This is a genomic window from Enterococcus sp. AZ071 (assembly GCF_050499065.1).
GTDB classification, from domain to species: domain Bacteria; phylum Bacillota; class Bacilli; order Lactobacillales; family Enterococcaceae; genus Enterococcus_A; species Enterococcus_A ferrettii.
This window is the reverse complement of sequence record NZ_JBIPAS010000001.1, coordinates 544391-562908: the sequence shown is the minus strand read 5'-3', so window position 1 is coordinate 562908 and position 18518 is coordinate 544391. Positions and strand designations below refer to the sequence as shown.

At 35.6% G+C, this 18518-nt stretch carries 25 protein-coding genes; 14 read left to right on the top strand and 11 right to left on the bottom strand.

Going from position 1 to position 18518, the window contains the following annotated elements:
* The first annotated feature begins 8 nt into the window (after positions 1-8).
* Entirely contained in the window at positions 9-227 is a 219-nt protein-coding gene (locus IGI49_RS02765; protein ID WP_429963261.1) for a hypothetical protein, read from the top strand.
* A 9-nt stretch (positions 228-236) separates the two neighbouring features.
* Here IGI49_RS02765 and IGI49_RS02760 read toward each other — a convergent pair whose 3' ends face one another.
* Positions 237-404 (bottom strand): DUF3789 domain-containing protein, encoded by a 168-nt coding sequence (locus IGI49_RS02760; protein ID WP_429963260.1) that lies wholly within the window; start codon positions 402-404, stop codon positions 237-239.
* 386 nt (positions 405-790) lie between these two features.
* Positions 791-1033 carry a hypothetical protein gene (locus tag IGI49_RS02755; protein WP_429963259.1) on the bottom strand — a complete coding sequence of 81 codons (243 nt, stop codon included), beginning with the start codon at positions 1031-1033 and terminating at the stop codon, positions 791-793.
* A 164-nt stretch (positions 1034-1197) separates the two neighbouring features.
* Between IGI49_RS02755 and IGI49_RS02750 the strand changes: the two genes are divergently transcribed.
* The 5 genes from IGI49_RS02750 to arsC all read left to right on the top strand — a co-directional run bounded on the left by IGI49_RS02750 (position 1198) and on the right by arsC (position 5209).
* A complete protein-coding gene (locus IGI49_RS02750; protein WP_429963258.1) occupies positions 1198-1545 on the top strand; it encodes an ArsR/SmtB family transcription factor in 348 nt (115 codons plus the stop codon).
* Positions 1523-1888, top strand: a complete 366-nt coding sequence (gene arsD / locus IGI49_RS02745) for an arsenite efflux transporter metallochaperone ArsD (RefSeq protein ID WP_429964958.1) — start codon at positions 1523-1525, stop codon at positions 1886-1888. The genes IGI49_RS02750 and arsD overlap by 23 nt, the downstream gene beginning before the upstream one ends.
* Positions 1889-1931: 43 nt before the next feature.
* Positions 1932-3656: an arsenical pump-driving ATPase gene (arsA, locus tag IGI49_RS02740; RefSeq protein ID WP_429963257.1), complete on the top strand. Its 1725-nt coding sequence runs from the start codon at positions 1932-1934 to the stop codon at positions 3654-3656.
* A gap of 66 nt (positions 3657-3722) precedes the next feature.
* Entirely contained in the window at positions 3723-4808 is a 1086-nt protein-coding gene (gene arsB / locus IGI49_RS02735; protein ID WP_429963256.1) for an ACR3 family arsenite efflux transporter, read from the top strand.
* The gene (arsC, locus tag IGI49_RS02730) at positions 4805-5209 is read left to right on the top strand and encodes an arsenate reductase (thioredoxin) (protein ID WP_429963255.1); all 405 of its coding nucleotides are present in this window, start codon (positions 4805-4807) and stop codon (positions 5207-5209) included. Before arsB ends, arsC begins: the two co-directional genes overlap by 4 nt.
* Positions 5210-5290: 81 nt before the next feature.
* On the opposite strand, the gene IGI49_RS02725 is transcribed toward arsC, so the two are convergent.
* From IGI49_RS02725 to IGI49_RS02685, 9 genes are all read right to left on the bottom strand, one after another.
* Positions 5291-6256, bottom strand: a complete 966-nt coding sequence (locus tag IGI49_RS02725) for an arsenic resistance protein (RefSeq protein ID WP_429963254.1) — start codon at positions 6254-6256, stop codon at positions 5291-5293.
* Positions 6257-6818: 562 nt separating this feature from the next.
* Positions 6819-6992, bottom strand: a complete 174-nt coding sequence (locus tag IGI49_RS02720; RefSeq protein ID WP_429963253.1) for a hypothetical protein — start codon at positions 6990-6992, stop codon at positions 6819-6821.
* 676 nt (positions 6993-7668) lie between these two features.
* Positions 7669-7869, bottom strand: a complete 201-nt coding sequence (locus IGI49_RS02715; protein ID WP_429963252.1) for a helix-turn-helix domain-containing protein — start codon at positions 7867-7869, stop codon at positions 7669-7671.
* Between the two features lie 67 nt (positions 7870-7936).
* Positions 7937-8377 (bottom strand): sigma-70 family RNA polymerase sigma factor, encoded by a 441-nt coding sequence (locus tag IGI49_RS02710; RefSeq protein ID WP_429963251.1) that lies wholly within the window; start codon positions 8375-8377, stop codon positions 7937-7939.
* A gap of 1 nt (position 8378) precedes the next feature.
* Positions 8379-8855: a hypothetical protein gene (locus IGI49_RS02705; RefSeq protein ID WP_429963250.1), complete on the bottom strand. Its 477-nt coding sequence runs from the start codon at positions 8853-8855 to the stop codon at positions 8379-8381.
* Between the two features lie 163 nt (positions 8856-9018).
* The gene (locus tag IGI49_RS02700) at positions 9019-9744 is read right to left on the bottom strand and encodes a nitroreductase family protein (protein ID WP_429963249.1); all 726 of its coding nucleotides are present in this window, start codon (positions 9742-9744) and stop codon (positions 9019-9021) included.
* A gap of 1 nt (position 9745) precedes the next feature.
* A complete protein-coding gene (locus tag IGI49_RS02695) occupies positions 9746-10930 on the bottom strand; it encodes an MFS transporter (RefSeq protein WP_429963248.1) in 1185 nt (394 codons plus the stop codon).
* Positions 10931-11046: 116 nt separating this feature from the next.
* Positions 11047-11343, bottom strand: coding sequence for an ArsR/SmtB family transcription factor (locus IGI49_RS02690; RefSeq protein ID WP_429963247.1), 297 nt, complete (start codon positions 11341-11343; stop codon positions 11047-11049).
* Between the two features lie 356 nt (positions 11344-11699).
* Positions 11700-12842, bottom strand: a complete 1143-nt coding sequence (locus IGI49_RS02685; protein WP_429963246.1) for a trans-sulfuration enzyme family protein — start codon at positions 12840-12842, stop codon at positions 11700-11702.
* Between the two features lie 452 nt (positions 12843-13294).
* Between IGI49_RS02685 and IGI49_RS02680 the strand changes: the two genes are divergently transcribed.
* The 8 genes from IGI49_RS02680 to IGI49_RS02645 all read left to right on the top strand — a co-directional run bounded on the left by IGI49_RS02680 (position 13295) and on the right by IGI49_RS02645 (position 18491).
* The gene (locus IGI49_RS02680) at positions 13295-13684 is read left to right on the top strand and encodes a MerR family transcriptional regulator (protein WP_429963245.1); all 390 of its coding nucleotides are present in this window, start codon (positions 13295-13297) and stop codon (positions 13682-13684) included.
* A gap of 140 nt (positions 13685-13824) precedes the next feature.
* Entirely contained in the window at positions 13825-14634 is an 810-nt protein-coding gene (locus IGI49_RS02675; protein ID WP_429963244.1) for an SDR family NAD(P)-dependent oxidoreductase, read from the top strand.
* Positions 14631-15428 carry a hypothetical protein gene (locus tag IGI49_RS02670; RefSeq protein ID WP_429963243.1) on the top strand — a complete coding sequence of 266 codons (798 nt, stop codon included), beginning with the start codon at positions 14631-14633 and terminating at the stop codon, positions 15426-15428. Before IGI49_RS02675 ends, IGI49_RS02670 begins: the two co-directional genes overlap by 4 nt.
* A 19-nt stretch (positions 15429-15447) precedes the next feature.
* Positions 15448-15840 (top strand): carboxymuconolactone decarboxylase family protein, encoded by a 393-nt coding sequence (locus tag IGI49_RS02665; protein WP_429963242.1) that lies wholly within the window; start codon positions 15448-15450, stop codon positions 15838-15840.
* 18 nt (positions 15841-15858) lie between these two features.
* Positions 15859-16602 carry an SIR2 family NAD-dependent protein deacylase gene (locus tag IGI49_RS02660; protein WP_429964957.1) on the top strand — a complete coding sequence of 248 codons (744 nt, stop codon included), beginning with the start codon at positions 15859-15861 and terminating at the stop codon, positions 16600-16602.
* 22 nt (positions 16603-16624) lie between these two features.
* Positions 16625-17335, top strand: a complete 711-nt coding sequence (locus IGI49_RS02655) for a gamma-glutamyl-gamma-aminobutyrate hydrolase family protein (RefSeq protein ID WP_429963241.1) — start codon at positions 16625-16627, stop codon at positions 17333-17335.
* A 15-nt stretch (positions 17336-17350) separates the two neighbouring features.
* Entirely contained in the window at positions 17351-18112 is a 762-nt protein-coding gene (locus IGI49_RS02650) for an SDR family NAD(P)-dependent oxidoreductase (protein WP_429963240.1), read from the top strand.
* Positions 18096-18491 (top strand): MerR family transcriptional regulator, encoded by a 396-nt coding sequence (locus tag IGI49_RS02645; RefSeq protein ID WP_429963239.1) that lies wholly within the window; start codon positions 18096-18098, stop codon positions 18489-18491. Before IGI49_RS02650 ends, IGI49_RS02645 begins: the two co-directional genes overlap by 17 nt.
* Positions 18492-18518 lie beyond the last annotated feature (27 nt).

Here is an 18518-nt window from a genome sequence, read left to right as displayed (position 1 = left end):
AATCACGCATGAATACTGGGATTGCCAATATTGACATAATCACGAGAATTTTGAAGCAGAACACTGCAAAAGACATCGCTGAAGGTACCGGAATAAAGATTGGCACGATAAAAAAACTGAAAAGCGGCGAGCGTTCTGTTGACCGAATGAATCTGTCAGATGCTATTAAGCTGACTGAATATGGAAAGAGTAGTTTATCGGCCAAGATCACCATTTGGAGAGAGTAAATTGGGTTTCTAATTTGCTCTCTTATTTTTTTGTTGGTAAAGTTCTTTTTTAGCCTTGCTTAGATCGTACTCAAGATACCTATCATCTGAGTTTGAGCTAACCTGAAATAGGCACATAAATGTTACTCCGACAAATCCACCTAGCATAAAAAGTGAAAAGCCAATGACTATGCTCATAAAGCTACCTCCATTTTTTTAAATTAACTGCTAGGTATTCCATCTACTACAATGGAATCATAGGGATTTCACCTCTCCGCTGTTTATGCCGAGCTTCACAGAAGTATCATTATCATTTCAAGTGTCATAGCAAATACGGTAGAGACATATTTAAGTAACGCCTTCTTTTCCGCTCAGTTCTTAATTAAACATCTTGGCGAAAGACTTACTTCGGCTCTACTTGAAAATAAACGTACCTAGCAGTTTGTATTTACTTTTCAAAGAACACTGCTCTAAGATTTACTTCTAGAGACTTTTTGACCTTTACACTAAATAAACATCCATCGGGTGAAAAAAATGAAACTCAATAATGAATTTTCGAAATTTTTTTATCAAACCAGAGTTTATTATTTATGAGCAAAGAAGCTTGAATCAGCTTCAATTGATTGAAACCATTTGACCAGATTTTTTTGTATATTTAATTTGATATGGCTCTTAAAAGCAACATCAAGAATCTCTTCAATCGCAACCTCGCTTAGATGGAAACCAAAATATTTTGCCATACTGTGGTCATCATAATCACAAAAAAGGTTCCAACCTATATGCTTCAACCATTCCTCATCTAGCACCAACGGCGTATAGTTCGACAATTCTAGGCCTTACCAATACCAAATTTGAAGAAAGTCGATAAAACTAGGCTTTGCAGTAGACTGAACGTACCCTTTCTATGAAAAAAGACAGAAACGATTGACAGTATATAGATGATGATCTATATTATGTACATAGATGAACTTCTATGTAAGGAGGAAAACCAATGAATTACGATGAAATGTCGGTCATGCTTAAAGCCCTGGCTGATCCTAAACGATTGAAAATTATTGATATGCTGTCTTGCGGCAGCTTATGTGCATGTGATATCTTAGCTCACTTTGACTTTACTCAACCAACGCTTTCCCACCATATGAAGGTTTTGGAAAAAGCAGGTGTTGTCTTGGTGACTAAAGAAGGTCAATGGCACCACTATCAATTAACCGAAAGCTTTGTAGATCAATTTATGGGTACAATGATGCAATTATTTTCTGACGAAGAGGATTGCGTTTGCCACAATAAAAACTGTAGTTGTAAAGGAGAAAAGAATGATGAAAAAATTGGAACTATTTGAACCAGCTATGTGTTGTTCAACCGGCGTTTGCGGACCATCTGTTGATGAGGAATTATTAATGGTCACATCCGTCTTTGAAACGTTTGAGGGATTAGACTCGATTGAAGCGTCACGTCACAACTTAACCAGTGACCCAGATGCCTTTGTTAACGACCCCACCATCTTGAAACTACTTCAAGAAAAGGGCAACGATATTTTGCCGGTTACTCTATTAGATGGTGAAGTTGTAAAAGAAGCTGCTTATCCTACCCTAGAAGAGTTCGGTAAATATGCAGAAGTGCAATTTGTCACACAAGCTGCCAACAATTCTGGCGGATGCTGCGGAGGCGAAGGCTGTTGCTAAACAGCCTTTTCCTAAGCCAAGATTTATACAAGGAGGAAACAAAATGATCCAATACCTTCCCGAACGCATGGGACTAACCAAATATCTGTTCTTTACCGGAAAAGGCGGTGTGGGTAAAACAACAACCGCTTGTGCTACAGCCACTTCGTTGGCTCAAGATGATAAAAAAGTTATGCTGGTAAGTACTGATCCGGCTTCTAATTTACAAGATGTTTTCCAAACAACGTTAACCAATAAGCCAACACCGATTGAAGGGATCGACAATCTTCAAGTAGCTAACTTTGATCCGATTACGGCTGCGGCAGAATATAAAGAAAGTATCGTTGGACCTTACCGTGGAATACTTCCAGACAGCGCGTTAGCGAACATGGAAGAGCAGCTATCTGGCTCCTGTACAGTAGAAATTGCGGCATTCAATGAGTTTGCCAATTTTTTGACTGATCCTGAAGTTGCTGATCAGTTTGATTATGTCATTTTTGATACTGCACCGACGGGGCACACATTACGTATGCTACAGCTGCCTTCTGCTTGGAACAATTACCTGGATGAAAATACCACCGGCGTTTCTTGTCTCGGTCAGTTATCAGGACTTGGCGATAAGAAGGATATGTACGAAAAAGCAGTAGAAACCTTAACAGATGCTGAACAAACAACCTTAATTCTAGTTACTCGCCCACAAAAAGCACCGTTGATTGAAGCCGAACGTGCGTCAGAAGAGCTGAGAAAATTAGGGATTCAAAATCAAAAATTGGTTGTGAATGGGTTGCTGGAAGTCCATGATGACGAAATTTCCCAACTTATCTATCAAGAACAAACCCATGATTTAGAAAATATGCCGGAACCTTTGAAGGACTTTGAAACATTTTACATTCCGCTTCGTCCGTATAATGTGACGGGGATTGATAAGCTGCAAATTTTATTGAAGGATCAGCAGCCAGCCTTTGAGGAACAGACAAAGGAAGTGACTGATTTTCCTCATTTGGATAAGGTAGTTGAAGAATTTATCCGCACTAACAAAAAGATCATTTTTACCATGGGCAAAGGCGGCGTTGGCAAAACGACGGTTGCTATCAAAATTGCTAAAAAACTAGCCCAAGCTGGTAAAAAAGTGCACCTGGCAACCACTGATCCAGCTGACCACTTGAATCTGTTTATCGCAGGAGACCTGCACATTTCGGTTAGTCATATCGATGAAGAAAAAGAATTAGCTGATTACAAAGAAGAAGTCTTGTCCAAAGCAAGAGCTACTATGAATGACGATGATGTAGCTTACGTGGAAGAAGATTTGCGCTCTCCTTGTACCCAAGAAATCGCAGTATTCCGCGCCTTTGCGGAAATTGTTGACAAGTCTGAGGATGAGATTGTCGTGATTGATACAGCACCGACAGGTCATACCTTATTGTTACTGGATTCTACTCAAAGCTATGCTCGTGAAGTGGAAAGAAGCTCTGGTGAAGTACCCGTTTCGATTCAAAAACTCTTGCCACGCCTACAAAATTCTGATGATACGGAAGTGTTGATGGTTACTCTACCTGAAACAACACCGGTTTATGAATCCATGCGTCTAGATGAAGATTTGGACCGGGCAAAGATTTCCCATACCTGGTGGCTGGTTAACCAAAGCATGTATGCAGCTGATACGCAAAATGATGTCTTAAAGGCTCGTTCCTTCAATGAATTGGAGTGGATTGAAAAGGTTGCTGAGCTGTCCAATGGCAATTTCGCCGTGGAAGAATGGCAAGCCGACTTTAGTCCTGTTGGAGTATAAAATTTTTTTAACTGATACATAGATGGATATCTATGTATCAGTTAATATTGATGATGGAGGATTCAAATGGAAAACACAGAGAAACAAGGATTAGGTGTTTTTGAGAAGTATTTAACCTTGTGGGTAGTCACATGTATGGCACTAGGAATTTCAGTCGGAAAGTTTTTACCAGTAATTCCCGCAACACTTAGCCAGTTCGAATATTACAACGTTTCGATTCCCACTGCTATTCTAATTTGGTTAATGATTTTTCCTATGATGTTGAAAATCGATTTTAGCAGTATTGTCAACGTATCGAAAAAGCCAAAAGGTTTAATTGTGACCTGTGTGACAAACTGGTTAATCAAGCCATTTACTATGTATGCAATTGCTGCATTTTTCTTTTACGTAGTATTTAAAAGTTGGATACCTTTAGATTTGGCAAAAGAGTATGTAGCTGGAGCAGTAATTCTAGGAGCAGCCCCATGTACGGCAATGGTTTTTGTTTGGAGTCACCTCACCAAAGGCGACGCTGCTTACACGCTTGTTCAAGTGGCTGTTAACGATCTGATTATTCTAGTCTTGTTTGCACCAATTGTTGCCTTCCTTTTAGGCGTCGACAATGTCGTAGTTCCTATGGCAACGTTACTGCTATCAACGGTTCTTTTCGTAGTTGTGCCCCTGTTCTTAGGTTTCTTAACACGTACCTTAATTATTAAAAGCAAAGGATTAGCTTATTTTGAAACGGTCTTTTTGAAAAAATTTGATTCGGTAACGATTATTGGATTGTTGCTGACACTGATTATCATTTTTTCTTTCCAAGGAGAAAAAATACTAACTAACCCACTGCACATTTTGTTAATCGCTATTCCATTGACGATTCAAACACTACTCATTTTTACTATTGCTTATAGTTGGGCTCGGATCTGGAAGCTCCCTCATTCGATTGCTTCACCAGCTGGAATGATTGGGGCGAGTAATTTCTTTGAACTAGCTGTAGCCGTGGCTATTTCTCTATTTGGTCTGCAGTCGGGTGCGACATTAGCCACTGTTGTTGGTGTTTTGGTAGAAGTACCAGTAATGCTTTTATTAGTTAAAATCGCTAATAATACCAAGTATTGGTTTCCTGGCGAAAATAAAGAAACAAGACGAATCGGAGGGAATGAAGTGTGAAAAAAATCTATTTTCTTTGTACTGGCAACTCTTGTCGCAGCCAAATGGCAGAAGGTTACGGACGTGGATTATTGCCACAAGAGCAGTTTGAAATCAGAAGTGCTGGCATTGAAACGCATGGCCTCAATCCAAGAGCTGTCAAAGTAATGAGTGAAGACGGTATCGATATTTCTCAACAAACTTCTGACTTACTCGATATCGATTATTTTAATGAAGCGGACTTGATTATCACACTTTGCGGTGATGCAAAAGATAAATGTCCAGTAATCCCAAAAGGAAAAGAACACCTTCATTGGGACCTATCAGACCCTGCGAAAGCAACCGGTAGTGAAGAACAAATTTTAGCAGAATTTAGAAAAACTAGAGACTTAATTAAAAAAAGTGTACTAGCTATTAAATAGTAGCGTAGAATACAAAAAGAAGTTTGGAAGCTTAAAATCAGCCTTCCAAACTTCTTTTTTGTATTTTTTTGGACAGAAAATCTATTGGACTTGCTGCCTTTTTCCTAATCTTAACAAAATGCTCGATACGATTCCCAAAACCGGCAACTCGATCAGTGGGCCAATTACAAGTGCAAGAGATATCAGTGGGCGATCAGGAAAAGCCGCTACTGCAATCGCTAGCGATAAAGGAGAGTTTCTAGCTAAAGTAGTTATAATTAGAGGTACCGTATCGTAAAAGCTCATCCTTAGCCGCTTGGCAATTGCGTAAACTAGTAAAAAATTAATAGTAAAGAAACAGGCCAGTGGTGCCAACATCTGAACCAATAATAATGGATTGCTTAATAATGCCTTTCCTTCTGAAGCGAACATGGCAATAACTGCAATACAAAGGAAAACAAGCTGTAAATTATCGCTGCGATCAAGCAATCCTTGAACAACTGCTTTCAAGCGATTCATTTTTCGAGCTGCCAGTTTGACTAGTTGGGCTAGCACCATCGGTATCACTAGTACAATGATAATACTCCAAAGAACATCGGCACCATCCATGCCAACTTTGCTGCCATAAAAAGTAAATAGGTATATTGGAAGTAGCGCTACTTGCAAAATGAGGTTGAGGGGTAGTACTGCTGTGGCCAGCGCCACATTCCCTTTTGATAGTCCCGTAAAAACCAAATACCAATCCGTACACGGAGTCACTAACAGCATAAGGAAACCTACTTGCAAGTCAAGAGAATCATGCAAAAAAATCATTCCCAGAAGTACCGCAAAAATCGGTGTCCAAACAAAATTAACCAACAATGAGGTTACTGTAAATTTGTAATTAGTGAAGGCTTCTTTGATACTTTTCAAGTCCACTGACAAGAAGACCATGAAAAGTAGTGCCATCAAAAAAGGTTCTACTAATCCAACCGAGTAATCGCCAAAGGAAGTTCCACCACCTAGTAATAGACCAATTAGAGCAGCACTGATGATAAAGACAGGTTGCAGCTTTGTACTTAGGTTCATTCTATATCTCCTTTTCATAAAGAAAAGCAAGCTAGAGCTTCTCGTTTTGTTATCGTGATTTATCACTGTCATTTAGTATAGCACGAGTAAATGACACTTACTATATTGTTAGAGATAAACATGGATGCTTACAGAACATTTTCAGAGATAGAATATATTTGTATAGGTAGACGGAAAATAGAAAATTCACCCCATGGGCATAGGTCCAAGATAGATTAGAATTAGCCATTATTTAGTTTTTCCAAAATGATTGTTAAAGCTCGTTACAATATGAACAATGCCCAATAGAAACCAACCTTCTAGAAATAGAAAGAAAATTATACTTATTTTTTTGCAATCAACTTTTCGTTGAGCATGGATTATTTCTCTAAGCAACCGTCATTTAGTCATAAAAAAAGCCAAACAACTTCTAGTTACTTGACGAAAAAAAGTATATGATTGATGATTTTCCTTTTTTGTGTTGCTAGTCGTCTAGATTACTAAGAATAATGGTTTAGTCTTTCCGCTTTTATTCAAAATAAAAAGCAATTCACTTTGATATGCTCGTTTCTTCAATGGTACATTAATTATCACCATTGATATCTAAAACAATACTTTCTGAATCCCATTTTTCCAATTTTCTTAACTGCTCCTCATTCAAAATGTTTGTGACAAAAGAGCCAAAATACTCCTTTTTAATTTTTATCTCAAGTTTGCATCGTTCTTTTTCTAAGTGTGACAATTCTTCATGTTCCATAGTTAGTCCTCCTATACCAAAAATTCTATTTGATAACTATTTTGAGGTATAACTTTGAGTATAAATGCTGAACTGTACTCCATGTCAAGGAGATTCCTTCATAAATTTAAAGGGTTCAAATTTTCCATAAAACGTTATCAATTTACCGTCGTTTTACGAAAATCTATTTGACTATCATTGATATTTTATTTAAAATAGTAATCATATGATAGAGAAGAAAATAAAAAGGCACTTGGAAGATTAGCGCCAACTAATCATCCAAGCCCTGATTAAGTCACATCACTGACCAATCAAGTTGCCCTTAGTCAATGTGAATCATTGACAATAAACATTTTACTCAATTTCACGGGAAATTTCTAGCTTTTTTCTTGAATTTCCATAATTTGTGAAAATAGGTAAAGGTACATGCTTATTTAGTGTGTTCTGTTATTGAAGGCTAAGCAACAGTATTGGTGATAGTTTGCCAATACTGTTTTTTTATTGTCTTCCCTATCATAAAATTTGTGAACAGAATCATTCTACGATTGTTTGTATTTTGCTCCACAACTTATGGACATAATCGAATTTCAATTCTGTTCTGTTTTATTCGCATGAAATGGATATTTTACAATTTATAACCTTGAAAGGTACAACTGTTGATTGTACCTTTCAAGAAGCACTTGCTCATTAATGAAAATTAATTTGCATCGAATTTTTTTACTGCTTTGATAAATCTTTCTGCCAAAGTTTGATAACAATCTTCATCAATAGATCCATTATCGTTACGTGACAATTTTTTTAGTAGATTATCAAATGTGGCAATCAATTCAGACATTGACTCCTCATCTCCTTCTTGTGCACGAAGGATGAGAGGAACTAAACTTGTAAAATTATCCATTTCATCTCCTCCAATGTTAGTTTTTTTTGCTAACTTGGAGGAGCTCTTATATTAATGCCGATTTCAGCTATTCTTTTCTGACCTGTAGTTTGAGTTTTTTTAAAATCCCAAGTTTCCTTTTTGATACTGCTTGGCTTGATATTCCGAATTCTTTTGAAATTTCTGTATCCTTTTTCCCTTCGACATATTTCATAAATAGAATCAATTTTTCTTTACTTGTCAATTTTTTGATGGCAGCCGCTAAATCTTCATCTGAAATATAGTCTTCAAGATTCTCATAATCATACTTTTCCTCTAAAGCATCGGTATTGTAAACTGGTGAAATATCCTTTGCATCTTCATCTGAGTAAACAAGGTCTTGAATTAAAGTTTCATCATTAATGACTTTAATACCATTCCTAGCATGTCTTTTTTTATCCGATTTTTGAATGTATTTTATCTTTTCATGAATCATTGCTTGATTGATATAACTTATAAATTCATAGGTGATTTTCTTCTCATTTTGCATATTATTCAATACCTCTTCTTCGATACTGATAGAAACCTCTTGTTGCTTTTTCGATAGAATACTTATCAAGATCAATCATTTTCCTTAAAATATTATTTGTTAAGTTTGCGTAACCTACATAGACTTCATAATCACTTTGCAGTTTCTCATGAATTACTTTACTGCTAAGAGGAATCCCTTCTTTTCTCAACATTTCAATTACATAACCGGCTACTCTCTCGAAAGGATAGCTTTTCCGTTTTCTTGTAATAGGTATTAATGACTCATAATGTTTTCTGACTTCAGAACGCTGTTCTTTGGTTTTTTCTACCAAGTCATGCTTCAAATCTTTTTGAGCATTTAAAATCGTTGATCCTTGCTCATTAAGAGAATTTAGTTGCTCCTTTAAATCAAAGTAAGCTTTGCTAATTTCTCTTCTCTCTTCGATTAGTTGCTTCATTAATCCATAAATTAGTCTTTTTTCTTCCTCAATTTCCAAAAAGATTCACTCCTCTTTATTGCCGTTTATAAGTAAGCATCCTTTGGAACAAAAAAATGAAACCAAATGCAAAAAAAAAGTGACAATTCATAGAATCATCACTTTTCTTAATATATAGACAATAAAGTCAGATTCCTGCTATATCAAACTTCATTCCTTTTAATCAGCTCAACAAACCTTGTGCTTCTAAGTTTTCTTTAGTAACAGTTTTAAGTGTATCATTCTCAAAATAATTGAAAATAGACTCACTCCAAATTGACCCTTGAGTCACCCTACTATCGATTAATAATTGATCGTAATCATTAAAAAAATCAGATGGAATAGTATTATAATTTTCTTCAAACACATTTAACGCTTTAGGTAGTCTTGGACTTTTAGTTGGGTTATCCAGAGGCTTACCAATTGATAATCCGAATAGTGGATAGGTAAATTTAGGCAAGTTAAAAAGTTGAATTGTTTCTTTTGCATGATACCTTACTCCACCAACAATTACGCAGCCAAGTTCTAAGCTTTCAATGGTATTTACGGCATTCATCGCAGCTAATCCTGCATCAATTCCTGCCACAAACAAGTTGTCAATATTTTTTCCAAAATCATGTTGGGTATCATTGGATTCCATAATAATTCTAGACCGGTTAAAATCCGCAATAAAGAGTAAAAATACAGATGACTTCAGTATATGTCCATTTAATGGATTAAGTTCAACAAGTCTTTTCCTTTTTTTTAAATCTCTTACTACTATTACACTATAAAATTGACCGTTAATATGTGTTGGAGCTTTTTTCAAACAATCAATAATTGTCTGTATTGTTCTATCATCAATCTCAAAATTTTTATCAAATATTCTATGCGTTACGTGATTTAGCATTGTATCAGTTACTTGATTCATTCTAGTTTGTTCCTCTTTCTTTAATATCTTTTTCTTTTTGATTAAATATTCCACTTGATTTGTAAATTATTAATACGATTAAATAAGTAAGAATAGTGAAAAAAGCTATCCCAAAAAAACCGGTGAACCTTGTGAACAGAATTCCACCAACAATTCCACCAATTGTAGTACCGGTATACATGGCTGCATTAGACAATGACGACACGGTACTCCTTGCGGTAGTTGTAGTACTTTGTAAAGTAGTCATAAAAATTGGGAAGATAAATCCATTAGCTATAAAAGCCAGAGTAAGCAATACTTCTGCTACATATAACGAGCTTGAAAACGGAGTAGCAAAGTATAATACGCAAAGTAATATTATTCCAATCAACAGTGACTTTGAAAGCCCCCATTTAGCTATAAGTTTGTTACCAAACAATGTACCGAATAAATTACCTGCTCCTATTGCTATCATTGCTGTACCAACTCCAGATACACTCAAATAAAAGTCTCTGGTCAGCCAAGAACCGATGAATGTCATCATACAAAAATTTCCTGTTTGGAATACTAAATAAGCAAATAAGTATTTTAATGCCAATCTGTTTTTTAGCAATGCCCCATATATTTTTCCAATTGTGGCATTATGATCAATTTGACTCTGAATATTTAGAGAAGGCAAAAGTATACTCACCACAAGTACCATAACTAGTGAAACAATTGAAATAGCAAAAAATGGTGCTCTCCAAGATATCACAGCTAGATAACTACCGATAGGCACTCCAATTAATTGAGAAACTGCAAGCCCAGCACTAGCCATACCCATCATTTTCACAATTTTTTCTTTTGGAGCAATAACAGGTATTGATGCCCAAACTTGTGGGGTTACAAAAGAAGCACTAACACCAGCTAAAAATCTAAATAATATCATTAGTTGAAAACTTGTTGCGAATCCACATAAAAAAGTAGCTAATGCAAATCCGATAAATCCAAAAATCATTACTTTCTTTCGATCTCTTCCATCTGAGAATGGCCCACTTATCAAAGCAAACAGTGCATATCCTAAAGCATATGCACTTACCATCCATCCAGAAATACTTGAAGAAATTCCATATAGTTCTGAAAGCGTTGGTAAAAGCGGTGATACTAAGAAAGTATCTGTTCCAATAAGAAACATGACAAGAAAAAAAATGATTGAATATTTTTTCATAAAAAGCAACTCCTAACATAAATTTGTTTTATTGTTGTGGAACTATCGAAATTTAGATGATAACAATTCGATTGTTCTACAATTATGAATATATCGTATAGAAAGAAACCCAGATTCTATAAAGAATCTAGGAATCCCGGAAGATATTTATCAAAGGTATCTTTATTTAAGGTGACGAATTTTTCTCTAGATTCTTTTCTAGTTGATGTTAATCCGGCCTCTCTAAGAGCTTTAAAGTGATAAGAAACAGTTGATTTACTTAGTTTAATATTTTCACCAACCTCTCCACAACCAACTTCTTTGTCACTATTTTTTAGTAACCTGATGATCTCTAATCTAGCAGGTTCAGCTAAAGCTTTTAAGATTTTCACTCTGATTTCATCTTCTTGCTGTTGCGATTGTTTTATATTCATGAAACTATCATAGTACTAAATGGTTCGTTTGGCAAGAATAAACAATATTTGTTCATTCGTTTTTTTCTAACGATACTGTTCAATATCGTATAATGGAATAATTTTGATACTTCTATTACTTTAGAAATATAGAAACGAGGTGACAATACATGGATACGAAGTTGAGTAAACAGATTCTCTTGGACAAAAATGTACGTATTGACAATTCAAGTTTAGGAAACTTTATTTGGATTAGAACAGGTACAACCATCAACAACTCTTTTATCGGAGATGATGTTTTCATTGGTTTCAGATGCAAAGTTAATAACTCTTTTAAATAGATTCAATATAATTTTTTACCATCGTTCTTCCCTTTCTTATTGAATTGTTTTTAAAGCTTGATCAAGGTCTTGAATCAAATCTTGAACATTCTCGATTCCTACAGAGAACCGAATTAACCCTTTTGAAATACCACGACTCATCTTCTCTGATGAAGGCATTCCGCCATGAGACATTGACCAAGGATAAGAAAGTATGGACTCTACTCCACCTAGACTTACCGCAACAAGTGGATAGTTGATTGCACTAAACAGTTGTAAAACTTGCTCTTGATTTTTCAGCTCAAAGGATAAAACACTACCGAACCCACTGGCTTGATTTAATTGAATTTCTCGACCTACATGCGAATTCAAGGATGGATGGTAGACCCTAGAGATTTTAGGATGGGTTATTAAATATTCAGCGATCTTCTTGGCATTTTCTTCTGATTTTTCCATTCTGATAGCGAGTGTTTTTAAGCCACGCATCAATAACCACCCATCTTCCACGCTAAGAATGCCACCCAAATTGATTTGTTGAGATTTAATTCTTGTTTGAAGCTGCTGATTGTTTGTCACTACTAATCCGGCTACTACATCACTGTGCCCATTCAAAAATTTCGTTGCACTATGAATAACAACATCTATCCCCAAATTAAGGGGATTCTGAAAATACGGAGTCATAAAAGTGTTGTCACAAATTGAAATTAGATTGTTTTGCTTAGCGATTTCACTAACCTTCTTAATATCAGTGATTTTCAGCAATGGATTTGAAGGTGTTTCGATGTAAATCATCTTGGTGTTTTTTCTGATTTCTTTTTCCCATGCGGTACTATCCTCTTCATCGACAAAAGAAACCTCTATTGAGAACTTCTCCAAAATATCTTTCACAATGGCATAAGTTCCTCCATAAATGTCATTACACATAATGATGTGGTCTCCCGATGAGAGCAATAACAAGACACTACTGATTGCTGCTACCCCCGATGAAAAGGCAATACCGTATCTCCCGTCTTCTAAACTTGCAACTGCTTTCTCCACTGATGAAATAGTTGGATTACCAAAACGAGAATAGACAAATTCCTGATTTGCGAGTATTTTTTCTTGATGAAATGTCGATACCTGATACTTCGGTATTGATGACGCTCCCGTCATTTTGTCCTTCATTTCATAACCGTGTAAAACTTTTGTATCTTTTTCCAAGTAATCTCCTCCAAAAAAATTTTGATATTAGTGAAAATACCTTTTAGTAATCAAACATATGCGAAGTTATTTAACAAAAGACTCCTCGAATTGTTTTTGACAATGTAACAACCGGATATTTTTGTAACTTGTTGAATTTTTTGAAAAACATTTTTTATCGAATACAATAAGAAGTTTTTTTGAATTTCTTCTATGTTGATTTATATAACAGTGAGGAAAAATGAGTATCAAAATCCAAGTGCACAAAAACGACTTTATATATTTTTTTGTTATTTAAAAGGCGTGTACCATTATGATATTTTTTTTAATTCGATTCGAAACAGCATTAGCACAAGGATACAGAGCAGGAAAAGTATAGTTCTTCTCTGAAAAGATTGTGTTTGACGCTTGTTTCCTGTTATGGTAAATTATGATAAATGCTGGACTATACTCAATGTCAAGGAGGAATTTTAATGGTTTACAATATAGGCAAGTTTTCTGTTTTATCCGGATTTTCAATTGACACACTAAGGTATTATGAAAAACAAGGTCTGATTATTCCTGAACGAGATCACAATAACCGACGAATTTTTACTGAACGTGACATTGCGTGGATTGAATTTATCAAAAAGTTGAAACTAACTGGAATGACATTGAGGGACATAAGATTATATGCCCAACTACGTTATGAAGGTGACCAAACTATTCAGCAAAGATTAGATTTACTTTACGACCAATCAGAAAAATTGGATGAACAAAAGAAGGAGATTGAGGATAATATAGAATTTCTTCAAAATAAAATAGGTATTTACAAGCAAATGCTCAAAGAACAAAAGGAAAAACCTTCCGAGGTCTGTGTTTAACCTCCCTTTCAAAATTAAAAGGTAGAAGAAATCGTTTGATGATTTCTTCTACCTTTTTTTCAATGATTTAATTTAGGAGCTTGACATTGAGTATAGTCCAGCATGTAAATTCATAGTCATACCTTAAGGAGGTGATAACAATGACAAATAGAAAATATACTGTTGTAACTGGAGCCAGCTCTGGGATTGGTTACGAGACAGCCAAAGCTTTCGCTGCAAGAGACAAAAATCTGATTCTTGTCGCTCGACGTAAGAACAATCTGACTCAGCTTAAGAAAGAAATTCTTACTCTCAACGAAAATGTGGATGTGCTTATTTTTCCAAATGATCTTTCTGTTAGAGAAAATGTACTTCAACTTTTTGATGACTTGGAACCGTATGAACTTGAAACTTGGATTAATAATGCTGGCTTTGGAATGTATGGAGATTTAGAAAACAATGACCTTGCAAAAGTTGAAGAGATCGTCCAGTTGAATGTTGAAGCATTAACGTTACTTTCCACCTTGTTTGTAAAAAAATATCGGTACGTAGCAGGCACACAGTTAATAAACATATCATCGGCAGGTGGCTACACAATCGTGCCAACTGCAGTAGTCTATTGTGCAACAAAGTTTTATGTTAGTGCATTTACAGAAGGATTGGCTCATGAATTGATTCAATCTAAATCTGAAATGAGAGCTAAAGTGTTAGCACCAGCTGCAACAAAAACAGAATTTGGGCAAAAGGCAAATGATCTTGATACTTATGACTATGATCAAGCCTTTGGTATTTATCATACGAGTCAACAAATGGCACAGTTTCTTCTGAGTCTTTATGATAGCGACTTATCTGTTGGGCACGTAAATCGGGAAACATTCAAATTTGAATTATCCGACACACTTTTGCCTTACGCTGGACAATCAAAGAGAAATCAAAATCAAGTTCTGGATTCAAGTGGAGATAAAGAATGACAACTTATTACAGTGTAAGCAACTATTTACCTAACCAAGACGATTGGACAACAAATCAATATCAGATATTAAGCGAACTTGTTCATGGGAATGGTGATACTCTATTTGAACGTGAAGACGATCATCAAGTTTTAGCATTTCCTCAATACAAGATTAATGATGTTAAACAACTCACGGGATTGGATTTTGAGGATGATTCTTTTTCTTCCTTGATTGATTATCTCAACGAAATGGATAACTTGGGATTGTACAGAGATTCAGTTATTGGACATGGAAATTCTCACGGAATTAGAGTTGCGTGGTTATGCAAAGTAGTTGCGACAATGGATCGCTTGCCGCTTAACCTAACTTTGATATTAGTTATCGCTGGTTTGTTTCATGATGTGGGGAGAACGTGGCAAAACTTAGATGATCAATTTCATGGCGAGAAGAGCTATTCAAGACTTGCAAAAGCTCTTGACTCCAAGGAAGATGATTATCTTGGAATCACAGCAAAGCTAAACCTTATTCTTTACAATGCTTTGGAGCTCTCCTCTCCCCTCAGTTTGAAAGATATTAAGTTGTTGCGACATATCATCAGCGTTCATTCGTTGGATCAGCATCAAAAAGAGAGTTATCAAAAAAGTCATTCTCTCTCAAAGAACAATAGTTTTAATAGACTGACACAGATTTTTGATGATTGTGATGCCTTAGATCGAGTAAGATTTGATGGGAATTTAGATATTCATTTTTTGAATACTAAACATGCAAAATCATTGATTTATTACGCGAAACAAATACAAAAAATACTCTAATTTCAAAAGGATGGTATAGATGGGGATTTCTGAAAGCAAAACAAGAGAGCAAATCGGGTTTGATATTCTACTAGATATTGATGGCGAAGATGGGAAAAAGGTAATCGAATCATTACAAGACATCGCGCCAGATTTAGGTAAGTTCATTTTAGAATTTACTTTTGCAGATATTTACCGAAGAGACGTACTAGACTGGAAGCAGCGAGAAATTATCACTATCACCTCGCTACTAACACTTGGCGGAACAGAGAAACAATTAGACGTTCATATTAATGCCGCATTGAATGTTGGTGTTACAGAACAGGAAATTGTTGAAACTTTTATTCAATGCAGCCCTTATGTTGGATTTCCACGCGTGCTAAATGCAATATTCGTGGCAAAAGAAGTTTTCAGCCGAAGAAAAGAAGCCTAATCTATTTAGGAGGTTACCATCATTCACTATTATGAAAAAATCGAAACATTTGCACAGTTAGTTCGCAATAGCACAAAAATTACTGCTTTTACAGGAGCTGGAATTTCAACAGATAGCGGTATCCCTGATTTAGCAAGAATGTCACTTGTTTTGGGAGAGGAGAAAGGTTTCAATGGTGGAATTTTCAGGATGTTAAACTCGACATTTGCTAAAAAAAATCCAGAACTATTTTACCGACTGTATAGAAAGACATTTTTTCACCCAGATGCTGAACCAAATGCTTGTCACCTTTTTCTTGCTGATCTAGAAAAACAGGAAAAGTTGCTAGGTATTGCCACAATGAATATCGACTGTCTACACCAAAAAGCTGGTAACAAGAAAGTTCATGAGTACTGGGGAAACATGAGATTGAATCACTGTTCCCATTGCAATAAATCTTTTGATTGGGATATTGCTCAAGAGAATAATATTCCAATGTGTGACGTATGTGGACACTTAATTTTACCTGATTTTGTTCTAAGAAATCTTGGTACTTACCCAGATAATATTCGCAATGGTTCAAAAATAATCAGCGAGGCTGACCTACTGATTATTGCAGGAACTAAGAACTCTTGGAGAAGTTTTCCTGAAAGCATTCCCAAAGTGATTGTGAATCTAGAACTACCGCAAATCAACGATTCTAATAGTATCTATATCCAAGAAAATATTGCCAAAGTTTTTGCAGATGTAAAAAAAGTTCTACATCATATTTCAACAGTTTAAGTCTTTAGGAGGTAACCGAACAGTGAAAAAAAGAATAGGTATCACCTCTAATTATTTTTCAAACAAAATAAATCTCTTTAGAAATGAGAATCACTTCTATGTTATGGAAGGCTATGTAAACTCCGTAAGAAAATGTGGAGCTACCCCTTTCATCATTCCTTATGGAACCACCGAAAATATTGATGACTACATTGATTCATTCGATAGCTTCATCTTTTCTGGAGGACAAGATGTAACGCCATATCTGTATGGACAAGAAATTGCGAACGTTACTAGAACACCACAGATAGATAGAGATTTATTCGAAATCGAATTGATAAAAAAAGCCATTTCAAATGACAAAGCAATTTTAGGAATTTGCCGAGGGAGCCAGTTAATTAATGTGGCACTTGGGGGAACCCTTTATCAAGACTTATCTTTATATGGCGCTTCTGTCACTCATGAGCAACCTGAAGATATCAACAACGCTATACCTACCCATAGAATTCAAATTGACCCAAAATCAATTTTTTATCAGTATCTTGGTGAAAGCTGTGAAGTTAATTCAATCCATCATCAAGGCATAGATTTATTAGCTGAAAAACTTAAGCCATCAGCAATCAGTGAAGATTGTGTCATTGAAGCATTTGAATCTAAACTTCAGGATAAGAGGATATTTGGTGTTCAATGGCATCCTGAAATGATGGCAAGAAAAAATCCTGATATGAATAAACTTTTTGAACTAGTTTTGTAAAGGAGGATGAAAAATATGAGAACTGTGGTAATAAGTGGCGGAGCTGGCGGTATTGGAAGTGAGGTTGCAAGGCGATTCCTAGAATTGAATGACCATGTAATTCTACTCGATATCAATAAATCTAAATTGGCAGAATTAAAACAAAGAAACCCTGCTATTGATTACTTTATTTGTGACGTGACAGACACAGTGAGCATAAGATCTGTAGTTCGTGACATTGAAAAAGCTATTGGAAAGATTGATGTTTTAATTAATACTGCTGGCGGTGGTCCTGTTGGAGACTTTACAGATATAAGCGACGAACAATGGATAAGCAATATAATGCTAAAGCAAATAGGTTATGTGCGAATGTGTCGAGAATTTTTAGAATTAATCAAAAAAAGTGAACATGGAAAAATTATCAATGTTATCGGAACATTTGGTAAGCAGCCCTCTGCCGATTTCATTATTGGAAGTATGACAAATGCAGCGCTCCTATCGTTCACAAAAGCAATCGCAGACGATCTTTCACAAATTGGAATCAATGTAAATGCTATTAACCCAGGAGCAGTAGATACAGAACTTTGGTCTAAGACCTTACAAGGACTAGAAGTACGATATCCCGGAAAAACCAAAGAAACAATCGATAAAGAAATGCGTGCAATTAGCGGATTTAATCGCATAACTTTACCCTCGGATGTTGCAAATGCCGCAGAATTTTTGGCCTCTGAAAAGTCGAACTTTATGAGTGGTACTTCTATCAACATTGACGGAGGCATCTATGCTGGGATCTCCTAAAATAAGCGATGTTAACTCAAACGATATTCAATTAAAAATTGGCCAAGTCTCTCAAAAAATGAATATTTCCGCCGATACTCTTAGGTTTTACGAAAAGATGGATTTGATTATTCCTAATCGTGACGAAAGTGGTAGAAGAACTTATAGCGCAGAAGATTTAGAAAAACTAAATTTGGTTATTTGCCTTTTAGAGACTGATTTGAGTATCAAAGAAGCACAAGAATTTTTAGAATTATATGATCACGGTGAAAATACAGTGAAGCAAAGAGTTGATTTCTATTCAGAATTGATCCGTAAGATTGGATTGGATATCGAAAAAAAGATAAAACAGGTTCAATACTTCGCAACTAAAATTCAAAAAACACAGGAATACCTATAACGAATTAAGCAAAAAAGAGAAGTTGGA

What these genes read in the sequence shown, in the direction of transcription:
- IGI49_RS02765 (WP_429963261.1), top strand. Translation starts at nt 9, where the DNA reads ATGAATACTGGGATTGCCAATATTGACATAATCACGAGAATTTTGAAG.
- IGI49_RS02760 (WP_429963260.1), bottom strand. Translation starts at nt 404, where the DNA reads ATGAGCATAGTCATTGGCTTTTCACTTTTTATGCTAGGTGGATTTGTC.
- IGI49_RS02750 (WP_429963258.1), top strand. Translation starts at nt 1,198, where the DNA reads ATGAATTACGATGAAATGTCGGTCATGCTTAAAGCCCTGGCTGATCCT.
- arsD (WP_429964958.1), top strand. Translation starts at nt 1,523, where the DNA reads ATGAAAAAATTGGAACTATTTGAACCAGCTATGTGTTGTTCAACCGGC.
- arsA (WP_429963257.1), top strand. Translation starts at nt 1,932, where the DNA reads ATGATCCAATACCTTCCCGAACGCATGGGACTAACCAAATATCTGTTC.
- arsB (WP_429963256.1), top strand. Translation starts at nt 3,723, where the DNA reads ATGGAAAACACAGAGAAACAAGGATTAGGTGTTTTTGAGAAGTATTTA.
- IGI49_RS02725 (WP_429963254.1), bottom strand. Translation starts at nt 6,256, where the DNA reads ATGAACCTAAGTACAAAGCTGCAACCTGTCTTTATCATCAGTGCTGCT.
- IGI49_RS02720 (WP_429963253.1), bottom strand. Translation starts at nt 6,992, where the DNA reads ATGGAACATGAAGAATTGTCACACTTAGAAAAAGAACGATGCAAACTT.
- IGI49_RS02715 (WP_429963252.1), bottom strand. Translation starts at nt 7,869, where the DNA reads ATGGATAATTTTACAAGTTTAGTTCCTCTCATCCTTCGTGCACAAGAA.
- IGI49_RS02710 (WP_429963251.1), bottom strand. Translation starts at nt 8,377, where the DNA reads ATGCAAAATGAGAAGAAAATCACCTATGAATTTATAAGTTATATCAAT.
- IGI49_RS02700 (WP_429963249.1), bottom strand. Translation starts at nt 9,744, where the DNA reads ATGAATCAAGTAACTGATACAATGCTAAATCACGTAACGCATAGAATA.
- IGI49_RS02695 (WP_429963248.1), bottom strand. Translation starts at nt 10,930, where the DNA reads ATGAAAAAATATTCAATCATTTTTTTTCTTGTCATGTTTCTTATTGGA.
- IGI49_RS02690 (WP_429963247.1), bottom strand. Translation starts at nt 11,343, where the DNA reads ATGAATATAAAACAATCGCAACAGCAAGAAGATGAAATCAGAGTGAAA.
- IGI49_RS02680 (WP_429963245.1), top strand. Translation starts at nt 13,295, where the DNA reads ATGGTTTACAATATAGGCAAGTTTTCTGTTTTATCCGGATTTTCAATT.
- IGI49_RS02675 (WP_429963244.1), top strand. Translation starts at nt 13,825, where the DNA reads ATGACAAATAGAAAATATACTGTTGTAACTGGAGCCAGCTCTGGGATT.
- IGI49_RS02670 (WP_429963243.1), top strand. Translation starts at nt 14,631, where the DNA reads ATGACAACTTATTACAGTGTAAGCAACTATTTACCTAACCAAGACGAT.
- IGI49_RS02665 (WP_429963242.1), top strand. Translation starts at nt 15,448, where the DNA reads ATGGGGATTTCTGAAAGCAAAACAAGAGAGCAAATCGGGTTTGATATT.
- IGI49_RS02650 (WP_429963240.1), top strand. Translation starts at nt 17,351, where the DNA reads ATGAGAACTGTGGTAATAAGTGGCGGAGCTGGCGGTATTGGAAGTGAG.
- IGI49_RS02645 (WP_429963239.1), top strand. Translation starts at nt 18,096, where the DNA reads ATGCTGGGATCTCCTAAAATAAGCGATGTTAACTCAAACGATATTCAA.